Below are 23,722 nucleotides of genomic sequence, written 5' to 3'. Positions count from 1 at the left end.
CGCCCCTGCCTCACTGTGCCGCAGGGCGAATCGTGCGGGACCCTGCGAGCTGGTCGAAAAGATTGACCTGTGGAGCAACCACAGGTTGTGGACAACTAGGCGATCTACGCCTCGGATCAGCACTCGAACCGCTGGTCAATCGTGTCAAGCTCGGAAAATACATCACGATTCGAACTTCGCTGGCGGCCGACCGCACCGGGCGGAATGCTGGACGAAAGAACGTGCACCGGAGAACGAGAAGGAGAGTCGGCGCCATGGTGGTCGGATTCGACTATTGGCAGGTCATCAGCCACTATCCCGAGTATTTTCGCGAGCTCGCCGACATGCATCGGTCGGCCGGCCACGAGGTGGTCATCATCTCCGCCGTCGGGGATCGCACCGCAGGCACCGTCGAACGTGACGTCCGGACACTGGGATTCAGTACCGCCATACCGGTGTACGAGGTCAGGTTCGACCATCCGCGCCAAGCACCCGAACTGAAACTCGACAAGTGCCGGGAGCTACGGGTGAGCGTCTTCTACGACGATCGCGACGACGTGTGCCGCCTGATGAACGCCCACGGCATCCTCGCTCTGCGGGTGACTCGCCGAGACGGCTCGACGTACGACCTCGGTTCGGAGCGGGGTTAGGTCCCCGACATGCCGGTGTCCGATCCGGTGACGCCGGCAGAGTCCTCGACCGTGGGAGTCAGTCCGGCGTCAGCAAGGGCACTTTCGGTGCGGGCGCGACCCAGTTCGATCATCTCCGCCGCGCGATGGAAGTCGAGACTGCGACATGCGGTGCGCGGAATGCGGACGAGGACGTCCGGTGGGTACGCAGCGAGCTGGTATCGAGCCAGTGTTGCCTGCATCATGTCCAGCGAGCGATTCATTACTGCGAATCGGCTGAACTTGGGAACAGCCATCGCCCCGTCCGCATTCACGCTGTCCCCGCCCGGCACCTCGACCGTGTCGTCCAGCGAATCGAGCTCCGCATGGGCAGTACCGAATCGGCCGACGACCGATCGCACGATATCCAGTTCACGTAGCTGGGCAGTACTGCGGCGGAACCTCGCGAGCCACTCGTCGACAGGTCGGGAGTCCGCGCTCGCGTTCTCGGGAGCCTGAGACCGGTTTTCCCTGTCGTCGGCACCCAGACTGACCGCGATTCTGAGCGCCGGCCCCGCAGCCACGAGGGGGGCCAACGGCAACGGATCGAGCACCCCGCCGTCGGCAAGTACGCGACCATTGAGCACGGAGGGCGTGATAACTCCGGGGATGGCGATCGATGCTCGGATCGCGGCGTCGACAGGCCCCCGCTGGAACCACACCGATCGTCCCGCTGCCAGATCGGTCGCGACCGCGGTATACGGAATAGGAAGGTCCTCGATCCGGACCTCGCCCAGAACCTCACGAACTCTGTGGAGAATTCTCTCCGCGTGAATGGCACCGGGAGCCGAGACCGACAGATCCAGCAGGCGCATCACATCGAGCTGAGTCAGGCTCAACGCCCAGCGCGTGAAGTCGTCGAGCTTTCCGGCCGCGTACACACCCCCGACAAGAGCGCCCATGGACGACCCCGCAATCCCGACGATCTCGAAACCGTGCTCCTCGAGCACCTGAATCGCTCCAATGTGCGCATAACCGCGCGCTCCCCCGCTGCCCAGAGCGAGCGCAACGCGCCTCTGTTCGGCCATCGGCTGATCGTACGTGGACGAAACCTCAGGACAACCCGTTGTCGGGCAGCCGCAGGTCGGGTTTGTCCAGTTCCTCGATGTTCACATCCTTGAAGGTGATGACCCGGACATACTTCACGAACCGCGCGGGCCGATACATGTCCCAGACCCACGCGTCGGACATGCGCAGCTCGAAGTAGATTTCACCGTCCGCGTTGTGCGGCAGCAACTCCACCGAGTTGGCCAGATAGAACCGGCGCTCGGTCTCCACGACATAAGAAAACTGACCGACGATGTCCCGGTACTCGCGGTAGAGCGACAGCTCCATCTCGGTTTCGTACTTCTCGAGATCCTCGGCACTCATCGGTCTCGGAGTCCTCCTGCTCTGGTGTGAATAGTCATCATCTCGCACTTTCCGAACGGTTATCCACTCGGTGCCGCGGTGCCCTGCACTCGGTTCCGTACCGCGGCGACGTTCGCCCACGACCGGCGGTGCTCGCGACAGGGGCCCAACGCCTCGAGCGCGCTCGTGTGTGCGGATGTGCAATAGCCTTTGTGGATCGCGAACCCGTAACCCGGATACTCGTCGTCCATCTCCACCATGACGCGGTCGCGGGTGACCTTCGCCAGGATGCTCGCGGCCGCGATGCATGCCGCCGCGCCGTCACCACCGATGACCGGCAAGGAGGGAGCGGGGATGCCCGGCACGCGGAAACCGTCGGTGAGGACGTAACCCGGCGTGGTGGACAACCCGGCAACCGCCCGACGCATGCCCTCGATGTTGGCCACGTGTACTCCGATGCGGTCGACCTCCTCGGCCGAAATGGACACGACACTCCATGCCAGGGCAAGCCGGGTGATAGCCGGGTAGAGCTCCTCACGCGTCCGCTCGGTGAGCTTCTTGGAGTCGTCGAGCCGAGCCAGGGCGGGATAGGGCTTCGGGGCCAGGACGCAGGCCGCAACGACGAGTGGACCCGCACATGCTCCCCTGCCTGCCTCGTCCACGCCCGCCACCGGCCCCAGCCCGCTACGAATGAGGGCCGATTCCATCGTCCGCAGACCAGCCGACCTGCGGATGACGATACGTGGCGGCCAGGAAGTCACTTGCCCTGAATATCGGGGGAGCTGATGGTGCCCATCCGCGACGGTGGCAATGCGATGACGACCGCCTTGCCGATGACGTTGTCGAGCGGAATGGTGCCCTGCATGTCGTCGCCGACGTGATACCGCGAGTCCGCCGAATTGCTGCGGTTGTCACCCATCACCCACACGTGCCCCTCCGGGACGGTAACCGGACCGAAGCAGCGCGCCGATTTCAGCGCGGTGTCGCAGGCCTGCGAACCGGGCACGAACGGGAAGTCCGTCACGACGTACGGCTCGTCGAGGGGTTTGCCGTCGACGAGGATGCGTCCGTGTTCGTCGCAGCATTCGACGGTTTGGCCGCCGGTGGCAATTACTCGCTTGACCAGGTCGTTCTCGTCCGGCGGCACGAGGCCGACCAATGAACCGAGTTCCTGGGCGCCGCGAACCACCACATTCGAGGAACGAATGGAGACGAAATCCTGCGACCAGGAGTCGGGACCACGAAAAACGATGACGTCACCCGGCTGAGGTTCACCGAAGTGGTAACCGACCTTTTCGACGACGATGCGGTCGCCGGTGCACCCGGCACATCCGTGAAGGGTGGGTTCCATCGACTCCGACGGGATGAGATAGACGCGGGCAATAAAGGTCTGCAGAAGAAAACTCAGCACGAGCGCGACCAGAATGAGGATCGGCAACTCGCGCAGGAAAGAGCGGGGCTTCTTCTCCGGCTTTGTCGCACCTGCAGGGGCGGATGCGACCGCGGGATCGCCGGTGGTATCGGATTCCGACGACAATGCCCGCTCCTTCGAAGAATCTGTCACGAAATCAGATTAGCCCGGCACTGCGCGAACGCAGTGCCGGGCTTCTGGGAAAGCTCAGCGCTTTTCCTTGATCTTGGCAGCCTTGCCACGGAGATCGCGGAGGTAGTACAGCTTGGCGCGACGGACGTCACCGCGGGTGACGACCTCGATCTGGGCCAGGTTGGGGCTGTGCACGGGGAAGGTGCGCTCGACGCCGACGCCGAAGGACACCTTGCGGACGGTGAAGGTCTCGCGGACGCCGCCGCCCTGGCGGCGAATGACGACACCCTTGAAGACCTGCACACGCTCCTTCGAGCCTTCGATGACCTTGACGTGCACGTTCAGGGTGTCACCGGGACGGAAGTCGGGGATGTCGTCGCGGAGGGACTTCTTGTCCAGGAAATCGAGCGTGTTCATCGGTGTTCCATCCTTGCGTATTCGCAGGAGCAGAGGAACCGAGCGGCACCCGGACGTTCGTGAAACGCCGTTGCTCGTCTGGTTCGTGCCCAGTTCACGTAATGCTGCCTGGTCCAGGCAACCCGTCCATTGTGCCAGACGCGACCGCGCGAGACGAAATCGGCGGGGGCGCCGGATGCACCACCTCGTCGAGTTCCGCCTCCGCGGCCACCTTGGCGTGCTCGGCAGCCTCCTTCACGTGCTCGGCGCTCGGAGTCCCCGCGATGAAGTCCTGCACGAAGATCTTGGCCCGGATCACCGGCCGGCGCAATTTCCGTTCGCGCTCGAGCGCGCGAAGCATTCGCTTGGGCTTGCTGGTGTATCGCCAGCGGGCCCACGGCGCGCTCGGCCTGCTCAACCGGATGGCACCCACTAGCAGGATCGGAAAAATGAACAGACCCAGCAGCCCGGTCCAGATCTTCCCTTTGAGCAGCACCACGCCGGCGATGAGCAGATTGACCACGGAAAGCACGCCGATCGCCACCCGAACCCACGGATCGGGTGAGTCACGGAAACTGGTGACGTCCATCAACTCGAGCGGTCTGAGTCCGAGCAGCAGCAGGCCTGTGACGGCGATCGCCACGAAGACGGCGTCCACCGACGCCCTCCCCTCGTCGGCCCAGTACACGTCCTGCAGATAGAAGATCAGTGCGAACTCGTCGAGTACCAGTGCGGCGCCGATTCCGAACAAGGTGGCGAGCACCGCGCCAGTGGTCTGTGTCCCGTCCACGTAGACGGCGACGAGCGCGACACCCGAGATCAGCATGGTGACTACACCGAACACGACGTGGTGCACATGGTGCCCGCCGGGCTTGACATTCCCCGGCCACCACGACACCTCCGCGCGGATCATCCGGACGCTCAGTCGAATGAACAGGAAGGCCCCGAGAAACCCCAGCAGGAAGAAGAGCAGGGGCAGGCGCCCGTGCCCGACGATCTCCCGATCCAGCCATTCGTACATGGACATCCACTATCCCAGCAAAGAACTGGTCACTCCATCGAAAAGCGAATGCTCGTGCCCGACACGGTGCTGATTACTTGCCGAAGCCTGCCTTCCGCAAAGCATCCGCCATCGAACCACCGGCGGGGGCCGGGCGCGCGTCCCGACCGCCTCGTTCGCGGCCACCTTGCTGGGGCTTACCGCCCCCGCGGCGATCCTGCCGTTGTCCCCCGCCGCGCTGGCCCTCGCTTTTGCGCGCCGCCGCGCCCACCTCGTCGTCGAGCCGCAGAGTCAGCCCGATGCGCTGGCGCGCCTCGTCCACCTCGAGCACCTTCACCTTCACCACATCACCCGACTTCACGACGTCGCGCGGGTCCTTCACGAAGTTGTGAGACATGGCAGAGACATGGACGAGGCCGTCCTGGTGCACGCCGATGTCGACGAAGGCGCCGAACGCTGCCACGTTGGTGACCACGCCTTCGAGCGTCATCCCGGGCTTCAGGTGCGCCACTTTTTCGATGCCCGCGGCGAACGTCGCCGTCTTGAACTCCGGCCTCGGGTCGCGCCCGGGCTTCTCCAGCTCACTGATGATGTCGGTGACCGTGGGCAGTCCGAAGCGGTCGTCGACGAAGTCTGCGGGATTGAGGCGGCGGAGAACCGCCGTGTTGCCGATGACGTCGCGCACACCGCTGCCGCTGGCGCCGACGATCTTGCGCACCACCGGGTACGCCTCCGGGTGCACGCTGGACGCATCGAGCGGATCGTCGCCGTTGGGGATGCGGAGGAAGCCGGCGCACTGTTCGAACGCCTTGGGCCCGAGTCGAGCGACATCCTTGAGTCCCTTGCGGCTCCGGAACGGGCCATTCTGGTCCCGGTGCGCGACGATGCTCTCGGCCAGGGAGCCTGCGATACCGGACACGCGGGACAACAACGGCACGGACGCCGTGTTCACATCGACACCGACCGCGTTCACCGCGTCCTCGACTACAGCGCCGAGGGACCGGGCGAGCAGCGTCTCCGAAATGTCGTGCTGGTACTGCCCGACACCGATCGACTTGGGGTCGATCTTCACCAGCTCCGCCAGGGGGTCCTGCAGTCGACGGGCGATCGACACGGCGCCGCGGATGGAGACGTCGAGGTCAGGCAGTTCCTGCGACGCGTACGCGGACGCCGAGTACACCGACGCACCGGCCTCGGACACCACGATCTTGGTGAGGTTGGTGGCACCGGACTTCGCGATCAGTTCGGTGGCGAGCGCGTCGGTCTCACGCGAGGCGGTGCCGTTTCCGATAGCGATCAACTCCACGCCGTGGCGAGCCACCAGGTCGGCGAGGGTGGCGAGCGCGGCGTCCCACTTGTTGTGGGGCTGGTGCGGGTAGATGGTGTCGTGCGCAACTACCTTGCCGGTCGCGTCGACGACGGCCACCTTCGTTCCGGTGCGGAAACCCGGGTCGAGACCCATCGTGGCGCGGGTGCCTGCCGGCGCCGCGAGCAACAGGTCGCGGAGATTGTTGGCGAAGACGTCGACCGCGTCCTTCTCTGCCGACTGACGCAACCTCATCCGGACGTCGATGCCCAGCGTGACGAGCAGCTTCGTCTTCCACGCCCACCGCACCGTGTCGAGCAACCACTTGTCGGCCGGCCGGCCACGGTCGGCGATCCCGAACCGGCTTGCGATTCGGCCCTCGTAGACGGTCGGTTCACCGGGAACCGGCTCATCCTTGTCCGGTGCCAGCGTGAGCGTCAGTACCTCTTCTTTCTCACCACGCAGCACGGCAAGGATTCGGTGCGAGGGGAGGGTGGTGAACGGCTCGGAGAACTCGAAGTAGTCGGCGAACTTCGCGCCTTCTGTCTCTTTGCCCTTGCGGACGACGGAAACCAGCTTCCCGCGCGTCCACATCAGCTCGCGCAGATCGCCCACCAGGTCGGCGTCCTCGGCGAAACGCTCGACGAGAATCGCTCGCGCACCCTCGAGTTGCTCGGCCGTGTAAGACGCGGGGTCGGTAGCGGGATCGGTGATCAGCGCATCGGCGACAGGCTCGTGACCCGCCTCGCGGGCGATCTGCGCCTTGGTGCGCCGCTTCGGCTTGAAGGGCAGATAGATGTCCTCGAGCCGGGCCTTGGTCTCGGCCGTCATGATCTGTCCGCGCAACTGGTCGTCGAGCTTGCCCTGCGATTCGATCGATTCGAGTACCGCGGCGCGCCGTTCGTCGAGCTCACGCAGGTAGCGGAGCCGTTCTTCGAGCTGGCGAAGCTGAGCGTCGTCGAGGGTTCCGGTGACTTCCTTGCGGTAACGGGCAATGAAGGGAACGGTGGCCCCGCCGTCGAGGAGGTCCACAGCGGCCGCGACCTGTCCCTCCCGGACGTCGAGCTCCTCGGCAATGCGTTGGTTCACGGTCTTCAGAGTCACAAAAATGGACCCTACCGCTACCCGGGGACACCCTCGTCGGCGGTGAGGCGGTCGGGAGCGCAAAAGCGGCGTTTCGTGCGGACCGTCGCCCCCCGCGAGCAGATCCGGTGCGCGGGCATCGACGACCGGGGACAGCCGCTGGGCCGACTCAGGGCAACAGGTCCGGCCGGCGCTCCGCGGTGCGCTGCAACGATTGCTCGTGGCGCCACTGCGCGATCTTGGCGTGGTCACCCGACAAGAGCACCGGTGGGACGTCGAGTCCTCGCCACGTGGCAGGCCGGGTGTAGCTCGGGCCTTCGAGGAGCCCGTCGCTGAACGAATCTTCCTGGTGTGACTGCTGATTGCCCAGGACACCGGGAATCAGCCGAACGAAGGCCTCGACCATGACGAGCACTGCCGCCTCACCCCCGATGAGGACGTAGTCGCCGATGCTGACTTCTTCGACCCGCACGCGCCGGGCAGCGTCGTCGATGACTCGTTGGTCTATGCCTTCATATCGCCCACAGGCGAAAACGATGTGGCGCTCCCCTGCCCAGCGTTCCGCCGTCGCCTGGGTGAAGGGGACGCCCGCCGGTGTGGGGACCACCAGAAGTGTGTCGGCGTCGTCGCCGCCCCTGGCGAGGACGTCATCCAGGGCCGGTCCCCACACACTGGGTTTCATGACCATTCCGGGGCCACCGCCGTAGGGCGAGTCGTCGACAGCTTTGTGGACGTCGTGCGTCCAGTTCCTCAGATCGTGCACGTCTACCGAGAGGAGTCCCTTGTCGATCGCCTTGCCGAGCAGGGCAGCGCGAAGGGGCTCGAGATACTCCGGGAAGATGGTGACCACGTCGAGACGCATGGTTACCGGCTCATTCGCCGACAGGAGATTCACCGAAGTCAGGGTCGAGCAACCCTTCCGGTGGGTCGATCTCGACGACACCGTCCGCAACGGACACCGAGGTCACGATCGCGGTGACGAACGGAACGAGTAATTCCGGCGCCCCCTCACGACGGACGGACAGGAGTTCGCCTGCCGCCGAATGCAGTACCTCGACGACGGTACCCACCGGAGTGCCGTCCGCCAGCCGAACGGCAAGGCCCTCGAGTTCGTGATCGTAGAACTCGTCCGGGTCGTCGGACGGTTCGAGTTCCGCACTGTCGATGACGAAGAGCGTGCCGCGCAACGCATCGGCGGCGGCACGATCCGCTACACCCTCGAGGCGCAGCAGAAGCCGCCCGGAATGCTCCCGGGCGGCTTCTACCGTGTACGTGGTGAGCTTCTGCTCGCGCGGCTTCCGTCCCCGCAGCACGGCACCGAGAGCGAAACGCTGTTCGGGTTCGTCGGTGCGAACCTCGACGACGACTTCCCCTTTGATGCCGTGTGACTTGGCGACACGGCCGACGACGAGCTCCACTGCTGTGCGGCCGCTACTGATCGGTGTCGACGACGTCGACACGGATCCCGCGGCCACCGATACCGGAGACCAACGTGCGCAGCGCTGTCGCCGTGCGACCGCCACGTCCGATGACCTTGCCGAGGTCGTCAGGATTGACGTGAACCTCGACAGTGCGCCCCCGACGCCCGGTGATCAGCTCGACACGAACGTCGTCGGGATTGGCGACGATGCCACGAACGAGGTGCTCCACGGCATCGGCGACGACGGCACTCACTTGTCAGCAGCCTCGGAGTTCTCGGCCTCTGCACCCGACGCGTCGGCAGCAGCCTCGGCGTCGTCGGCCTTGGCCTTCTTCTTCTTGGGGGTGATGGCCTCGGACACCGGCTCGTTCTCGGCCTGCGCCAGCGCAGCCTGGAACAGCTCCAGCTTGGACGGCTTGGCTTCCTTGACGCGGAGAGTGCCCTCGGTACCCGGCAGGCCCTTGAACTTCTGCCAGTCGCCCGTGATCTTCAGGAGTGCCTCGACGGGCTCGGTGGGCTGCGCGCCCACGCCCAGCCAGTACTGCGCCCGCTCGGAATCGATGTCGATCAGCGAGGGCTCTTCCTTGGGGTGGTACTTGCCGATGGTCTCGATCGCGCGGCCGTTGCGACGGGTGCGGGCGTCGGCAACCACGATGCGGTACTGCGGGTTCCGGATCTTGCCGAGCCGGGTGAGCTTGATCTTGACAGCCACTGCTGTACTTCTCCTTCGGTGCGCACACCAAGTGCACACATTGTCACGTGCAATTCAGCGACGCACAGGAATAGTGCGTCCGGTTTTGCCTCTCACCTGTGACCGCCGCGCGGTACGGAACCGGATGCGACGAACAGCGGATCATTCTGCCAGACGAGCACCGTCAGGGTAAAACCAGGTCATCGCGTCTTGACGACATTTCCGCGCAGCACCACGATGTCGGGTGCGGCGAGGGCATCGTTTCCGGTACGTGGGTCGTCCCGGTAGACGAGCAGATCCGCGGGTGCGCCCGGTTCCAGCCCGGGATGCCGCAGCCAGGTCCGGGCGTTCCAGCACGCAGCGCCGAGCGCGTCGGTCGGCGACAGCCCGACGGCCTTGAGCTCCTCGACCTCGTCGGCGATCCGGCCGTGCACGATGGATCCGCCGGCATCGGTGCCCGCGTAGATCGGAATCCCGGCGTCGTGGGCCGCGCCGATCGTGTCTTTCACCCGCGAGTGCAGGTCCCGCATATGAGCCGCGTACACCGGGTAGCGCGTCGCAGAGTCGGCGATCTCGGGGAAGGTGGCGATGTTGATGAGCGTCGGGACGAGGGCAGTGCCGTGCCCCACCATCAGCTCGATCGTCTCGTCGGTGAGCCCCGTACCGTGCTCGATGCAGTCGATACCGGCGTTGATCAGACCGGGAAGCGCGTCCTCGGCGAAGACGTGGGCCGTGACCCGTGCGCCTTCCCGGTGGGCGGCGGCGATGGCTTCCACCAGAATGTCGTCGCTCCACAAGGGTGCGAGGTCACCGATCGACCTGTCGATCCAGTCACCGACCAGCTTGACCCAGCCATCACCGGCGCGCGCCTGCCGCGCAACCTCGGCCGGCAACTGCTCCTCGTCCTCGAGGTCTACCGGCAGCCCCGGAATGTATCGCTTGGGTGCGGCAATGTGCTGACCTGCCCTGACGATTCGCGGCAGGTCGACCCGCTCGTCGAGGAATCGGGTGTCCACGGGAGACCCGGCGTCGCGGATCAGGAGGACACCGGCATCGCGCTCGGTCTCCGCCTGCGCGATCAGCCCCTCGATGCTCTCACCGCCGCCGCCGCCGAACTTGATGCCGACGTGGCAGTGCGCATCGACCAGTCCGGGAACTATCCACCCCGAATCACAGATGGTCTCGGCACCGGCGATCGGCTCGGTGGAAACGACCCCTTGATCCACCCAGTATTCGACGGGCTGTTCGCCGGGCAGGCCGATACCCCGCAAGTGCAGTGCGCTCATCGCTCTACTTCTTCGGCAGCTTCAACTGCGACAGGTCGATGCCTTCGAGACCGGGCGGTAACTCGTCCAGCCCCTTCGGCATGCTCGACAAATCCGGCATGCCTGCCGGAAGGCCACCGGGCATTCCGGGGAAACCACCCGGCATGCCCCCGGGGAATCCTCCGCGCACCTTCGGCGGCGTCGGACCCTTCCCGCCCTTCTTGCCTTTCTTGCCCTTCTTGCTGCGCTGCGGCTTGCGGGATCCGGGCATGCCCATCCGACCGGCCATCGCCGCCATCATCTTGCGAGCTTCGAAGAAGCGGTCGACGAGCTGATTGACGTCGGACACCTTGACGCCCGAGCCGTTGGCGATCCGCAGCCTGCGCGAAGCGTTGATGATCTTGGGGTCTTCGCGCTCCGCCGGCGTCATGCCCCGGATGATGGCCTGCACCCGGTCGAGTTGCTTCTCGTCGACGTTGGCGAGGGCGTCCTTCATCTGTCCGGCGCCGGGAAGCATCCCGAGGAGGTTGCCGATGGGCCCCATCTTGCGGACGGCCATCATCTGTTCGAGGAAGTCCTCGAGGGTCAGCTGCCCCGAGCCGATCTTCTGTGCGGTGGCCTCGGCCTGCTCGGCATCGAAGTGCTGCTCGGCCGCCTCGATGAGGCTGAGGACGTCACCCATGCCGAGGATGCGGCTGGCCATCCGGTCGGGGTGGAAGACGTCGAAGTCCTCGAGCTTCTCACCCGTGGAGGCGAAGAGGATGGGCTGTCCGGTGACCTCACGGACGCTCAGGGCCGCGCCGCCGCGGGCGTCACCGTCGAGCTTGGTGAGCACTACACCCGTGAATCCGACGCCTTCACGGAAGGCTTCGGCGGTGCTGACCGCGTCCTGGCCGATCATCGCGTCGAGAACGAAGAGAGTTTCGTCCGGATCGACAGCATCGCGGATGCCCGCGGCCTGCGCCATCAGATCGGCATCGATACCCAGGCGCCCCGCGGTGTCGACGATGACGACGTCGTACTGCTTGTTGCGAGCCTCGTCGATTCCGGACCGCGCGACTTCGACCGGGTCTGCCGCGGTGATCCCGAGCGGGTTGTCACCGCCGCCGATCGACGTGCCCGGGTGGGGCGCGAACACGGCGGCGCCTGCGCGTTCACCGACGATCTGCAGCTGGGTGACGGCGCCCGGACGCTGCAGGTCGCACGCCACCAGCAGCGGGGTGTGTCCCTGATCGCGCAGCCACTTGGCGAGCTTGCCGGCGAGAGTGGTCTTACCGGAACCCTGCAGACCGGCGAGCATGATCACGGTCGGCGGTGTCTTGGCGAACGCGAGTCGACGGGTCTCACCGCCGAGGATTCCGACGAGTTCCTCGTTGACGATCTTGACGACCTGCTGCGCCGGATTGAGCGCCGCGGACACCTCGACGCCCTTGGCCCGCTCCTTGATCCTCGCGATGAACGCGCGCACCACGGGCAGCGCGACGTCCGCCTCGAGGAGAGCCAACCGGATCTCACGACACGTGGCGTCGATGTCGGCCCCGGAAAGGCGACCCTTGCCACGCAGATCCTTGAGGGCTCCGGTCAACCTGTCGGAAAGGGATTCGAACACCGAGTGCGCTCCTGAAGTCGTGCGAGTATGCGGTGGATATTCTCGGGCACCAGCGTAACCGCTCCGGTCCGGCCGATCACTCCCGCCCGCTGCCCTCCTGCTTCTTCGGCTTCGGCAGCGGAACGACGCCGAGGATGGCGCGCTCGACCTCTTCCCTACTCGCCCGCGTGTCGTGATCACCGAGATCGAGGCAGAACGAGTCGACGACCGATGATCCCAGCGTCGTCACCTTCGCCCACCGGACGTCCGCGCCGCAGTTGTCGAACGCGGCGGCCAGCCGGCACAGGAGACCCAGCCTGTCTTCCGCGCGCAGTTCGAGAATCACCTCACCGGGGGCCGCGGTGTCGAACCAGATGACCCGCGGCGGGGCCTGCGCATACAACACGGGAACGGCGTCTCCCCGCTCTTCCTCCGCCGCGACGCGCTGGCTCTCGCGGGCCTCGTCCTCCTTGGCCGTGAGCATGTCGAGCAGATCCAGTTCGCCGGCCAGCGCCCGGATCAACTCCTGCCGGAGCAGCCCTGCCTGCGGCGGTGCTCCGAAGCGCGGCGACACGACGAAGGAATTGACGGCCGAATCGCCGGAGCTGCCCAACGAGGCCGAATAGACCCGAAGGGAATGCAGCGCAAGCACTCCGGCGGCTTTCGACAACAGTCCGCGCTCGTCGGGGGCGATCACGGTGACCACGTAGGTGTGGGGACTGTCGGCCGGGTTCAGCGCGACATGGACCCCACCGCCCGCCGCCAGCGCGACATGTTCCGGATCGAGCGGATCCGGCGCGGGAAGATCCTCACCCGCCATGACCATGCGGCACCTGCGGACCAGCTCCCCGATGAGCGACGACTTCCAGTCGCCCCACACGCCAGGACCCGTCGCGAGCGAATCGGCCTCGGCCAACGCGTGCAGCAGCTCCAGGAGTACCCCGTCCCCGCCGAGCGCCTCCACGACCCGTTCCACCGTTTCCGGATCGTCGAGGTCGCGTCGGGTCGCGGTCTGCGGCAACAGCAGGTGATGGCGCACCATCGCCGTCAACGTCGCGATGTCCGACGGCCACAGCCCGAGCCGCTTACCGATCTGGATCGCCAGTTCGGCTCCCACGACGCTGTGGTCACCTCCCCGCCCCTTCCCGATGTCGTGCAGCAGGGCGCCGAGCATCAGCAGGTCGGGCCGGGCGACGCGCGTGGTGAAACCGCTCGCGTACGCCGCGGTTTCGACGAGATGACGATCCACGGTCCAGGTGTGCACGGCGTCCCTCGGCGGTAGGTCGCGGACGGCTCCCCACTCCGGCAGAAGCCGCCCCCACAGTCCCGTACGGTCGAGCGCTTCGATCGCGGCGACGGCCCTGCTTCCCGAGCCGAGAAGGACCAGAAGGTCGTTCACCGCCTCCTTGGGCCATGGTTCCCGCAGCTCCGGCGCGTGGTCGGCCAGGCGGTTCAGCGTCGAAGCGGACATCGGCATGCCCGTGGTTGCCGACGCTGCCGCCACCCGCATGACGAGACCGGGGTCCTTGCCGGGCCGGGCATCGCGCGCCAGAACCACTTCGCCGGCATGCTCGACCACACCCTCGTCGAGAGGTCGCCGCACAGGCGGCCTCCGCAGGCGCGCGAGACCACGGCGGGGCAGGGCATTTCCCGCCGTCCGCACCCCGACATCCACCGAGTAGCTGATGGTGCGGGCGGCGTCGCTGAGCATGCGGGCCAGGTCGAAACGATCCCCGATCCGCAGCGCCGCGCCGATCTCGTCGGCGTCCTGGGCCCGCAGCTGGTCGCGGGGGCGTCCGGCGACCCGGTGCAGCTCGGTACGCACGTCGAGGAGACGACGATGCGCCAATGCGAGTCCGCCACCGGGCGATTCGGGTCCGAGTCCGGGCATGCCGTCGGTGAGCTGCGCGATGGACAGCGCGTTGAGCAGCTGTACGTCCCGCAGTCCACCGCGACCGCTCTTGAGGTCCGGTTCGGCGCGATGGGCGATTTCACCGCTACGTTCCCACCGCGACCTGGTCTGGGCGATCAGCTCGTCGAAGCGGTTGCGGATGTCGGTGCGCCATTGGCGCCGCACTCCGCTGATGAGAAGGTTGCTCAATTCGACGTCGCCGACGATGTGCCGCGCCTCGAGCATCCCCAGTGCGGCAGTGATATCCGTGGATGCGACCTGCAACGCCTGCGGGATGGTGCGGACACTGTGGTCGAGTTTGATGTGTGCGTCCCACAGCGGATACCAGAGCTGATCCGCAACCCGAGACACCACGGCGGGATCCATGTCGTCGTGGAGGAGCACGAGATCGAGGTCCGAGTACGGCAGCATTTCGCGGCGGCCGAGCCCGCCGACCGCGACGAGCGCGAACCCGCAGTCGGGCTTGATACCGAGTTCGGCGCCTTTCGTGGTCAGCCAGAATTCGTGCAGGTCGACGAGGGCGTGCCGGAGCGCAGGCGCGTCCAGCCTTCGGCCGTGTCCTCCCCTTGCACCCGGAGTGCTCTCCGAACCGCCACTGAGGAGCTGTCGGCGTGCGCGGGCCAGGTCCGCAGCTTCGTTCGATCCGCCTGACGCAACCGGCCCTGGTGCCGTCGCCTTCGCGACGGGACCAGGGCCGGTCTTACCGGACCCGTTGGGGTCAGAGCGCATCCGCGCCGCGTTCCCCGGTGCGTACCCGGATGACCGACTCGACGGGTGACACCCACACCTTGCCGTCACCGATCTTTCCGGTGCGGGCCGCTTCGACGATCACCTCGACGACCTTGTCCACTGCCGCATCGTCCACGACGACCTCGACTCGAACCTTCGGTACGAAATCGACCGAGTACTCGGCCCCGCGGTAGACCTCGGTGTGACCCTTCTGGCGGCCGTAACCCTGGACCTCGCTGACGGTCATTCCGAGGACGCCCGCCTGCTCGAGTCCCGTCTTGACGTCCTCGAGAGTGAACGGCTTGACAATTGCGGTGATCAGCTTCATTTCCTCATCCCTCCTTGCCGGACACGCGAGCGGTTGACGAATTTCCGCCGAGTGCAGCGAAATCGTAAGCCGTTTCTGCGTGTTCCGACTCATCCACTCCCAGTGATTCACCCTCGTCGCTGACCCGCAGACCGATGGTGAACTTCACGATCAACGCAACGATGGCCGTACCGACGAGCGAGTAAAGCAGTACTGCTCCGGCGCCCACTGCCTGACGCCAGAGTTGATCGAAACCTCCACCATAGAACAGTCCGTCGACGCCCGCGGGTGCCTCTGTGGTTGCGACGAGTCCGACCATCAGAGTTCCGACGATGCCGCCGACGAGGTGCACTCCCACCACGTCGAGTGAATCGTCGAAGCCGAAGCGGTACTTGAGCCCGACGGCGAGTGCGCAGAGGGCACCGGCGACAACACCGATCGCCAACGCACCGAGGACGTTCACGGACGAGCAGGAGGGGGTGATGGCAACCAGACCGGCCACGATTCCGGACGCGGCACCGAGGGTGGTCGCATGCCCGTCGCGGATGCGTTCGACGAGAAGCCACGCGAGCATCGCTGCACACGTTCCGACGACGGTCGTGATGAAGGTCGCGCCGGCAATCCCGTTGGCGCCGACGGCAGAACCTGCGTTGAAGCCGAACCAGCCGAACCACAGCAGGCCCGCGCCGAGCATCACGAAGGTCAGGTTGTGCGGGCGGAAGGGCGTGCCCGGCCAGCCGCGGCGCTTCCCGAGGATGATGCAGAGGACGAGTCCGGCGGCGCCGGCGTTGATGTGCACGGCCGTACCACCGGCGAAGTCGATGGCGGCGAGTTTGTTGGCGATCCAGCCACCGGTCTCGGCGGTGACGCCGTCGAAGGCGAAGACCCAGTGCGCCACCGGGAAGTACACGACCGTCGCCCAGAGGCCGGCGAACAGCAGCCAGGGACCGAAGCGCAGGCGATCTGCGACGGCACCCGAGATCAGTGCAACGGTGATGATGGCGAACATGGCCTGGAAGGCCACGAAGACCGTCGCGGGGATCGTCCCGACGAGGGGGATCGCCGAGTCGGCGATGACCGAACCGGCGTCATCGGTTTCCGCGAGGTACGAGCCGCCGATCAGTCCCTTCAAGCCGAAGTACTGGAACGGGTCACCGAAGAGGTTCGACTGGTCTTCACCGAACGCGATGGAATAGCCGTAGAGCACCCAGAGGATGCCGACGACGCCCATGGCGCTGACGCTCATCATGACCATGTTCAGCACGCTCTTGGCACGAACCATGCCGCCGTAGAAGAACGCAAGACCCGGAGTCATGAGCAACACGAGCGCGGCGCTGGTCAGCATCCACGCTGTGTCCCCGGTGTCCGGTGCACCGATAGTGGGGAAATCCACCTTGAGCCTCCTCCTTCTCAGCCCAGCCCGTTGCTGGCTGACGACCTGAGAAGAAGGGTGCTCATGCGGTGTTTCAGCCGTGCCACTGCACTGTTTCGCGCAGGTGAACGCATCACCCATTTGTGTTGCGTACAGGTTTCGTCACGGCAGTTCCATGTTTTTTCGGGGGTCGTTCCGCTCAGCCCAGCAGGGCGTCGACGAATGCGCCCGGCTCGAACGGGGCGAGATCGTCGGCGCCCTCGCCGAGTCCGACGAGCTTCACCGGAACACCGAGTTCGTGTTGCACCTGAAAGACGATGCCACCCTTGGCCGTGCCGTCGAGCTTGGTGAGCACCACTCCGGTGATGTCGACGACCTCGGCGAACACGCGTGCCTGCGCCAGACCGTTCTGGCCGATCGTTGCATCGAGAACCAGAAGCACGTCGTCGACCGACGCCTTCTTCTCGATCACCCGCTTCACCTTGCCGAGCTCGTCCATCAATCCTGTCTTGGTGTGAAGGCGGCCCGCTGTGTCGATCAGCACGGCGTCGACGCCGTTCTCGATGCCCTTCGATACGGCGTCGAAGGCGACCGCAGCCGGATCCGCTGCTTCCTTGCCCCGAACCACCTCGGCACCCACCCGTTCCGCCCACGTCTGGAGCTGGTCCGCGGCCGCGGCGCGGAACGTGTCCGCTGCCCCGAGCAGGACGCGTCTGCCGTCGGCAACGAGCACACGCGCGAGCTTGCCGGTGGTGGTCGTCTTGCCGGTGCCGTTGACTCCCACCACCAAGAGGACCGCAGGGTGGTCGTCGTGCGGCAGCGCACGAATCGACCGATCGAGCTCGGGCCGCAGCTCGGCGATCAACACTTCGCGCAGCAGTGCCCGGGCGTCTGCCTCGGTACGGACGCTCCGCGCCGCCATCTGCTCGCGCAGCGCGGTGACCACCTTCGTGGTGGTCGCCGAGCCGAGGTCCGCGATCAGAAGAGTGTCCTCGACCTCTTCCCACGAATCCTCGTCGAGGTCACCGCCACCGAGCAGGCCCAGCAAGCTCTTCCCGACAGCGGATTGAGAGCGGGACAGCCGACCGCGCAGGCGGTCGAGTCGGCCCTCGGTCGGGGCGATCTCGTCGAGCGCGGGCACGGGCGGCGCTGCCGGTTCCGGCGTTACCACCGGCTCGGGTGCGACCACGGGTTCGGGTGCGACTACCGGCTCGTATGCGACCACGGGCTCCGGCGCGACCACGGGCTCGGGCGCGATCACGGAATCCGTGTCCGCGGGCTTTTCGGGAGCCGGAATCACCTCGTCCGGCGTCGTCGTCGGCTTCGCGGGCGGGACCACCTCGGGAGTGGGCGCCGGTGTCGGGGCCGGGGGTCGTGGCGCCGGCGCGGGTTCGCGCGGCGGAGCAGTCGCCGTCGACCCTTCACTGAAACTGAAACCGGTGCCTGCGCGATAGCCGCCCGAGCGGTCCTTCTCCGCGGCGATCTGTGGAGTGTCGGGCGCCTTCAGGGAGATCCGGCGTCGCCGGTACAGCACTGATCCGACAACGAGAACGACGAGAAGAACGGCCAATGCGGCCGCGATGGCAATCCAGGCTCCGGTAGTCACGCCGCCCATTGTTTCAGGCTCCGGTTTCGCCCGCGCAGTGCCTTCCCACGTGCGAGGGCTCCCACCGCACCCGGATCAGGCCCCGGCGGCTGCCATGTCCTGACCCCGCAGGCGCTGGGAGATGACGGTAGTGATGCCGTCACCGCGCATGCTCACACCGTAGAGAGCGTCCGCAACTTCCATCGTCGGCTTCTGGTGGGTGATGACGATCAGCTGCGACTTCTCCCGCAGCTGCTCGAACAAGCCGATGAGACGACGCAGGTTCGTGTCGTCCAGCGCCGCCTCGACCTCGTCCATCACGTAGAAGGGTGACGGCCGGGCCCGGAAGATCGCGACCAGCATGGCGACCGCGGTCAGTGACTTCTCGCCACCTGACAGCAACGACAGTCGTTTGACCTTCTTTCCGGGCGGACGGGCCTCGACCTCGATGCCGGTCGTCAGCATGTCGGACGGGTCGGTGAGCACCAACCGTCCCTCACCACCGGGGAACAATTTCGCGAACACCTGCACGAACTCCCGTTCGACGTCGGCGTACGCCTCGGTGAACACCTGCAGGATCCGGGCGTCCACGTCGGCGACGACACCGAGCAAGTCCTTGCGGGCCGTCTTGACGTCTTCGAGCTGAGTCGACAGGAAGTTGTACCGCTCCTCGAGTGCCGCGAACTCCTCGAGGGCCAGCGGGTTGACCTTGCCGAGTGTCGCCAGATCTTTCTCGGCGCGCTTCGCGCGACGCTCCTGCGCAGCCCGGTCGTAGGGAATTGGCGCAGGCATCGTGACCTGCTCCCCCCGCTCCTTCGCCTGCTCATACTCCTCAATCTCCAGCGGCGAGGGCGGCAACGGCACATCCGGCCCGTATTCTGCGATCAGGTCGTCCAACCCGATGCCGTGCTGTTCGAGGATCGATTCCTCCAGCTGCTCGATGCGCGTCGCGGCCTGGGCGCGAGCCACCTCGTCGCGGTGGACGGCGTCGGTCAGGGAAGCCAGCTGTGCCGTCAACTGACGCACCTTCTCCTTGACCTGCTCGAGCTGCTCGGTCCGCTCGGTGCGCGACCGGGCGAGTTCGTCGCGGTGCGCCATCGCCGCTGCAACCACCTCGCCGAGATGGTCGGCCACCCGCTGTCCCGATTCGGCCACCGCAGCCGCGACCGCGGCCGCGTTCTGCCGTGCCTTCATCGCACGTTCCGCACGCGCCCGGGCGTCGCGTTCCACCTGTGCTGCCCGGCGCAGCGAATCCGCCTTTCCGCGCACCGACTCCGCCCGCTCCTCGGCTGTGCGAACCGCGAGCCGGGCCTCCACCTCGACGGCGCGCACTTCGGCGAGCGCAGCGGCTGCCATTTCGCGCTCGTAGCTCGTGGAGTCGGACCCACCCGATTCGGCGCCGCCGGGCTCCTGCTCTGCCATGCGCAGCCGCTCTTCGAGTTCGGCGAGAGCCGCCAGGGTCTCCTCACGCCCGCTTTCCGCCTTCTCCCGCTGCCGGGTGAGGCGATCGGATTCGGCATGTGCCGCGCGAGCGGCCTGCCCGAGGCGGCCGAGCCGCTCGTAGATGGCGGACATCGCGGCGTCGGACTCGTTGAGGGCGGCGAGGGTCTGCTCGGCGTTCTCCTGTCGGGCGACCTGTTCGGCAAGCGCTCCCGACAACGCCGCGGACAATTCCTCGGCACGCCGTTCGGCTTGAGCCAGATCGCTCACCGAGTTGTCGATCGCGGCCTGAACCTCGAGGGTGCTGGGCTGCCTGTCCGAACCGCCACTGATCCACCCGGCACCGAGCAGGTCTCCGTCCCGGGTGACGGCGCGCAGTTCCGGTGCCGAGTCGACGATCTCGACGGCGTCGTCGATCGAGTCGACCACCACTACACCGGCGAGGAGCGCGAATAGGCCTGTTCGTAGCTCGGCAGGGCACTCGATGACGTCGGCCGCCCAACGAGCGCCGAGGGTGAGCGAGGCACCGGACGAGGGAATCCGGTCACTTCCGATCACCAGAGCGGCCCGTCCGCTGTCGGTATCTTTCAGCGCGCCGACCGCTGCGCGGGCCGCATCGAGTGAGTTGGCGACGACGGCATCGGCTGCCGGACCTAACGCCGCTGCGACCGCGCCTTCGTACCCCTTCTCTACGGTGATGAGGCCGCCGAGCGGTCCCGCAATGCCGTCGTCGCGGCGATTCTCGACGAGCCAGCCTGCCCCGTCTTTGCGTTCGAGTCCCATCGACAGGGCGTCGATCCGGGCGCGAAGCGACGCCACTTCCTGACCTGCCGCACGTTCGGCGCTCTGCAGTTCGGTGACACGCTCGGTGACCAGCCGCAGCGCTTCGACGGCTCGCTCGTGGTGGGAGTCGAGTCCGACCTCCCCCGCGTCGAGGTCACCGATCTCGTCCTGGACCACTTCGAACTCGGCTTGCGCTGCGTCGCCGCGCGCCCTGGCTTCCTCGATCGCCACCGTCAACCGCGACACCTCGGCGTCCACCGAGTCGGCGCGAGTCCGCAGGGTGTCGACCTGGCCCGACAGTCGGGCAAGCCCCTCCCGGCGGTCGGCGATGGCACGGACGGCTGCCATGTGCGCGCGTTCCGCTTCTGCGGCCGCCTCCTCCCCCGCGGCGAGCTGCTCCTTGGCCGCGTCGAGTGCCGCGCGCGCCATCTCGACAGCCTCGGCCAGTTCTTGTTCCTCCGCGGCGAGCCGATCGGCACGCGCCTCCATCTCGTCGGGATCCTGACCGCGATGCGCTGAAGGCTCCGAATCGAGATGCCGAGCCCGTTCGCGGGCGATCCGAATGGTGGCATTGACGCGCTCCGCGAGGGCGGACAACCGAAACCACGTCTGGGCTGCCGCCTCGGCGCCCGGCGTCAACCGCGACAGCTCCTGCTCGTGACGGCCGAGCTCGAGAGTGGCCTCGTCGAGTGCCTCGGTGACGGCATCGTGCTGCTCACGGGCTCTCTTCTCGTCCTGCGCCTGATTCGCCAGCTCCGCCCGGCGGGTCACCAGGTCATCGGCAGCGAGCCGCAGCTTGGCATCGCGAAGGTCGGCTTGCACGGTCTGCGCGCGCCGAGCCACCTCCGCCTGCCGCCCCAGTGGCTTGAGCTGACGACGCAACTCGGCGGTCAGATCGTTGAGCCGGGCGAGGTTGGCCTGCATGGAGTCGAGCTTGCGGACGGCCTTCTCTTTACGCTTGCGGTGCTTGAGCACTCCCGCTGCTTCTTCGATGAACGCACGCCGGTCCTCGGGCCGCGACTCGAGGATGGCCGCCAGACGCCCCTGCCCGACAATGACGTGCATTTCCCGACCGATGCCGGAGTCGCTGAGCAGCTCCTGCACATCCATCAGTCGGCAGGAGCTGCCGTTGATCTCGTATTCGCCTGCACCGTCGCGGAACATTCGACGGGTGATCGAGACCTCGGAGTAGTCGATGGGGAGTGCGCCGTCCGAGTTGTCGATGGTGAGCGTGACCTCGGCGCGGCCCAGCGGCGCCCTGCCCGCCGTGCCCGCGAAGATGACGTCCTCCATCTTGCCGCCGCGCAGGGCTTTCGCGCCCTGCTCCCCCATCACCCAGGTGAGGGCATCGACCACATTGGACTTTCCCGATCCATTGGGTCCCACGACGCACGTGATACCGGGTTCGAATCGCAGAGTCGTTGCGGACGCAAAGGATTTGAATCCCTTCAGCGTCAGACTCTTCAGATGCATGACGGACGACTTTACCTTCGGTTCACCGTTCGACGAACCCGGTGACGTCTCCGCGAGCGGAATCCCATTGCTCGACCACCAGGTCCACGGTGCCCGGTGTGTTGCCCGAACGCAGGAGTGCGAGCAGCGCCTCCAGCTTGTCGCGCGGGCCCTCGGCGATCACCAGCACCCGGCCGTCCGCCTGGTTGGCCGCATAACCGACGAGACCGAGTTCCAGCGCCCGCGCGCGCGTCCACCACCGAAACCCCACGCCCTGCACGTACCCGTGAACCCATGCTGTCAGTCGTTCCGTCGTCATGTCACGGCCGTTCCAGTCGGTAAATGGTTCCGGTGAAACTCGTCACGTACAGCGCGTCCGCGTTCCAGCCCGGTCCGGCGCCGAATCGCACCGACGACACCAGCGGAAGCCCGGACGCGAGTGCACAACTCTCCCCGGTCGCCGGATCGACGCGCACCACCTTGCCACCGCCGTTGTACGCGACGTACACGATGCCGTCCGGCCCTACGGTGAGGTCGTCAGCGGCATTGAGCGGACCGGCCCCTGGCAACGGTATCGACACCACCGGGCCGGTCAGGTCGTCCTCTCGCAGAATGCGCAACGTGGTGGTCGTATCGAACGTCGTCACCGTGTAGATGTTCCCGTCGTGGGCAGCGAGGCCGTCGACGGTTCCCAAGTCGGTGCGCACCACTTCGGGTGTGTGTGGATCCGCGGCCGGAACACGGGTCACTCCTGCGCCCGACCCCAGATTCCGCGCGGTGAGGAGGTCACCGTTCCCGAGGCGCACCAGCCCGTTCGGCATGACGAGTCCCTCGGCCACCGTGTGCGTATCCCGGGTGTCGAGATTCACGACGTCTATCGTTCCACTTTCCGTCCCGGCAACTCCGGCGGAGAACGAATTTCCGGTGGCGAAGTAGGCGTCGGAGCCGTGCATCGCGATTCCGCCCGGCGCGTCGACATCGGGCACGATCGAGCGGACCGTTCCGTCCGGCTCCACGCCGTCCAGGGCGCCGCCGCCGACGAGACCGGTCCGCGACACCAGCATCGTTCCCGCCCCGTCGAATGCGAGGTTCTCGAGGATGCCCGCGCCGGAGACCACTTCGGACACCGACCAGGGCGTGCACGCTCCGACCGGCGGCGCGAACGCCGGTCCGGCAGCAGCGGGCGCGGCCGCGAGAAGGCCGGCGCTCAATACCAACCCTCCGGCGAGGGCGGTCAGCTCACGCCGCATCATGCGTCGCTTTCGATGGTCAGTGTGACTTTCGTTCCTGTCTTCAGAGTCCGGCCCACGGTGCATACCTTGTCGATCGAGCGCTCCACCAGCGCGACGAGACGCTCCTGCGCCGCAGCGTCGAGCTCACTCAGGTCCAGTTCGAAGACCTCGTCCAGCTGCGGGTACACCTCGTTCTCCCGGTCGGCCGCACCCGACACCCGGATCGTGGCGTCGTAGTTGTCACCCAGCCGTCGAGAGAGAGGGAAATCAGAACTCATCCCGCTGCATGCCGCGAGCGCGATCTTCAGCAATTCACCCGGAGTGAATACACCTTCGACGCCCTCCGAGCCGATCAGGACCTCGGCGCCGCGTGAGCTGCGTCCCGTGTAGCGGCGGGTGCCCGTTCGCTCGACCCACAACGACGTAGTGGCCGGCGTGTCGGAAGTCTGTTCTGCCATGCGCACAATCCTGCCACCCGGGGCCGACGGACCTGCACCGTGGGCGTCCATCCTCCCGACGGGCAGTCGTGGGGCGGCTGTGGATTTGCAGGCACCGAAGCACGGCACGGTCGATCGGTGCACCGTAGGGTGAACCGACCAATGACACCGACACGTAAGCGGG

At 66.5% G+C, this 23,722-nt stretch carries 22 protein-coding genes; 1 reads left to right on the top strand and 21 read right to left on the bottom strand.

What is annotated here, in order from left to right:
- The first annotated feature begins 254 nt into the window (after positions 1–254).
- A complete protein-coding gene (locus L1080_RS07485) occupies positions 255–629 on the top strand; it encodes an HAD family hydrolase (RefSeq protein ID WP_250764479.1) in 375 nt (124 codons plus the stop codon).
- On the opposite strand, the gene L1080_RS07480 is transcribed toward L1080_RS07485, so the two are convergent.
- The 21 genes from L1080_RS07480 to L1080_RS07380 form a co-directional block, all read right to left on the bottom strand.
- A complete protein-coding gene (locus L1080_RS07480; RefSeq protein WP_250764480.1) occupies positions 626–1,675 on the bottom strand; it encodes a patatin-like phospholipase family protein in 1,050 nt (349 codons plus the stop codon). The two genes, L1080_RS07485 and L1080_RS07480, sit on opposite strands and share 4 nt — an antisense overlap.
- Positions 1,676–1,700: 25 nt before the next feature.
- Complete coding sequence (locus L1080_RS07475; protein WP_005240496.1) at positions 1,701–2,018, bottom strand: DUF2469 domain-containing protein; 318 nt, start codon at positions 2,016–2,018, stop codon at positions 1,701–1,703.
- A gap of 59 nt (positions 2,019–2,077) precedes the next feature.
- Positions 2,078–2,758: a ribonuclease HII gene (locus L1080_RS07470; protein ID WP_109330957.1), complete on the bottom strand. Its 681-nt coding sequence runs from the start codon at positions 2,756–2,758 to the stop codon at positions 2,078–2,080.
- Positions 2,755–3,534 carry a signal peptidase I gene (gene lepB / locus L1080_RS07465; protein WP_250765022.1) on the bottom strand — a complete coding sequence of 260 codons (780 nt, stop codon included), beginning with the start codon at positions 3,532–3,534 and terminating at the stop codon, positions 2,755–2,757. Before lepB ends, L1080_RS07470 begins: the two co-directional genes overlap by 4 nt.
- An 81-nt stretch (positions 3,535–3,615) precedes the next feature.
- The gene (gene rplS, locus L1080_RS07460; RefSeq protein ID WP_072687550.1) at positions 3,616–3,957 is read right to left on the bottom strand and encodes a 50S ribosomal protein L19; all 342 of its coding nucleotides are present in this window, start codon (positions 3,955–3,957) and stop codon (positions 3,616–3,618) included.
- A 94-nt stretch (positions 3,958–4,051) separates the two neighbouring features.
- A complete protein-coding gene (locus tag L1080_RS07455) occupies positions 4,052–4,957 on the bottom strand; it encodes a hypothetical protein (RefSeq protein ID WP_250765025.1) in 906 nt (301 codons plus the stop codon).
- A 73-nt stretch (positions 4,958–5,030) separates the two neighbouring features.
- The gene (locus tag L1080_RS07450) at positions 5,031–7,346 is read right to left on the bottom strand and encodes a Tex family protein (protein ID WP_201453464.1); all 2,316 of its coding nucleotides are present in this window, start codon (positions 7,344–7,346) and stop codon (positions 5,031–5,033) included.
- 148 nt (positions 7,347–7,494) lie between these two features.
- Positions 7,495–8,187: a tRNA (guanosine(37)-N1)-methyltransferase TrmD gene (gene trmD / locus L1080_RS07445; protein WP_159926142.1), complete on the bottom strand. Its 693-nt coding sequence runs from the start codon at positions 8,185–8,187 to the stop codon at positions 7,495–7,497.
- A 10-nt stretch (positions 8,188–8,197) separates the two neighbouring features.
- Positions 8,198–8,743 (bottom strand): ribosome maturation factor RimM, encoded by a 546-nt coding sequence (gene rimM, locus L1080_RS07440; protein ID WP_159927602.1) that lies wholly within the window; start codon positions 8,741–8,743, stop codon positions 8,198–8,200.
- Positions 8,744–8,756: 13 nt separating this feature from the next.
- Positions 8,757–8,999, bottom strand: coding sequence for an RNA-binding protein (locus L1080_RS07435; RefSeq protein ID WP_005240479.1), 243 nt, complete (start codon positions 8,997–8,999; stop codon positions 8,757–8,759).
- On the bottom strand, positions 8,996–9,457 hold the full coding sequence (gene rpsP / locus L1080_RS07430) for a 30S ribosomal protein S16 (protein ID WP_159926140.1): 462 nt from the start codon (positions 9,455–9,457) through the stop codon (positions 8,996–8,998). Before rpsP ends, L1080_RS07435 begins: the two co-directional genes overlap by 4 nt.
- 179 nt (positions 9,458–9,636) lie before the next feature.
- Positions 9,637–10,722, bottom strand: a complete 1,086-nt coding sequence (locus L1080_RS07425) for an amidohydrolase family protein (RefSeq protein WP_159926138.1) — start codon at positions 10,720–10,722, stop codon at positions 9,637–9,639.
- Between the two features lie 4 nt (positions 10,723–10,726).
- A complete protein-coding gene (gene ffh / locus L1080_RS07420) occupies positions 10,727–12,310 on the bottom strand; it encodes a signal recognition particle protein (RefSeq protein ID WP_159926136.1) in 1,584 nt (527 codons plus the stop codon).
- Positions 12,311–12,386: 76 nt separating this feature from the next.
- Complete coding sequence (locus L1080_RS07415; protein WP_250764483.1) at positions 12,387–14,930, bottom strand: [protein-PII] uridylyltransferase; 2,544 nt, start codon at positions 14,928–14,930, stop codon at positions 12,387–12,389.
- Positions 14,920–15,258 carry a P-II family nitrogen regulator gene (locus tag L1080_RS07410; protein ID WP_005240467.1) on the bottom strand — a complete coding sequence of 113 codons (339 nt, stop codon included), beginning with the start codon at positions 15,256–15,258 and terminating at the stop codon, positions 14,920–14,922. The genes L1080_RS07415 and L1080_RS07410 overlap by 11 nt, the downstream gene beginning before the upstream one ends.
- A gap of 4 nt (positions 15,259–15,262) precedes the next feature.
- Entirely contained in the window at positions 15,263–16,582 is a 1,320-nt protein-coding gene (locus tag L1080_RS07405; protein WP_284707283.1) for an ammonium transporter, read from the bottom strand.
- A gap of 226 nt (positions 16,583–16,808) precedes the next feature.
- A complete protein-coding gene (gene ftsY, locus L1080_RS07400; protein WP_201453463.1) occupies positions 16,809–18,224 on the bottom strand; it encodes a signal recognition particle-docking protein FtsY in 1,416 nt (471 codons plus the stop codon).
- A gap of 66 nt (positions 18,225–18,290) precedes the next feature.
- Positions 18,291–21,890, bottom strand: coding sequence for a chromosome segregation protein SMC (gene smc / locus L1080_RS07395; RefSeq protein WP_250764488.1), 3,600 nt, complete (start codon positions 21,888–21,890; stop codon positions 18,291–18,293).
- Positions 21,891–21,912: 22 nt separating this feature from the next.
- Positions 21,913–22,188: an acylphosphatase gene (locus L1080_RS07390; RefSeq protein WP_250764491.1), complete on the bottom strand. Its 276-nt coding sequence runs from the start codon at positions 22,186–22,188 to the stop codon at positions 21,913–21,915.
- Between the two features lies 1 nt (position 22,189).
- Entirely contained in the window at positions 22,190–23,119 is a 930-nt protein-coding gene (locus L1080_RS07385; RefSeq protein WP_159927600.1) for an NHL repeat-containing protein, read from the bottom strand.
- Positions 23,119–23,559, bottom strand: a complete 441-nt coding sequence (locus L1080_RS07380) for an OsmC family protein (RefSeq protein ID WP_159926126.1) — start codon at positions 23,557–23,559, stop codon at positions 23,119–23,121. The genes L1080_RS07385 and L1080_RS07380 overlap by 1 nt, the downstream gene beginning before the upstream one ends.
- Positions 23,560–23,722: the final 163 nt, after the last annotated feature.

This window comes from Rhodococcus sp. MSC1_016 (genome assembly GCF_023667485.2).
GTDB classification, from domain to species: domain Bacteria; phylum Actinomycetota; class Actinomycetes; order Mycobacteriales; family Mycobacteriaceae; genus Rhodococcus_F; species Rhodococcus_F oxybenzonivorans.
The sequence above is the reverse complement of the archived record's forward strand: the minus strand, read 5'-3'. Positions and strand labels throughout refer to the sequence as shown.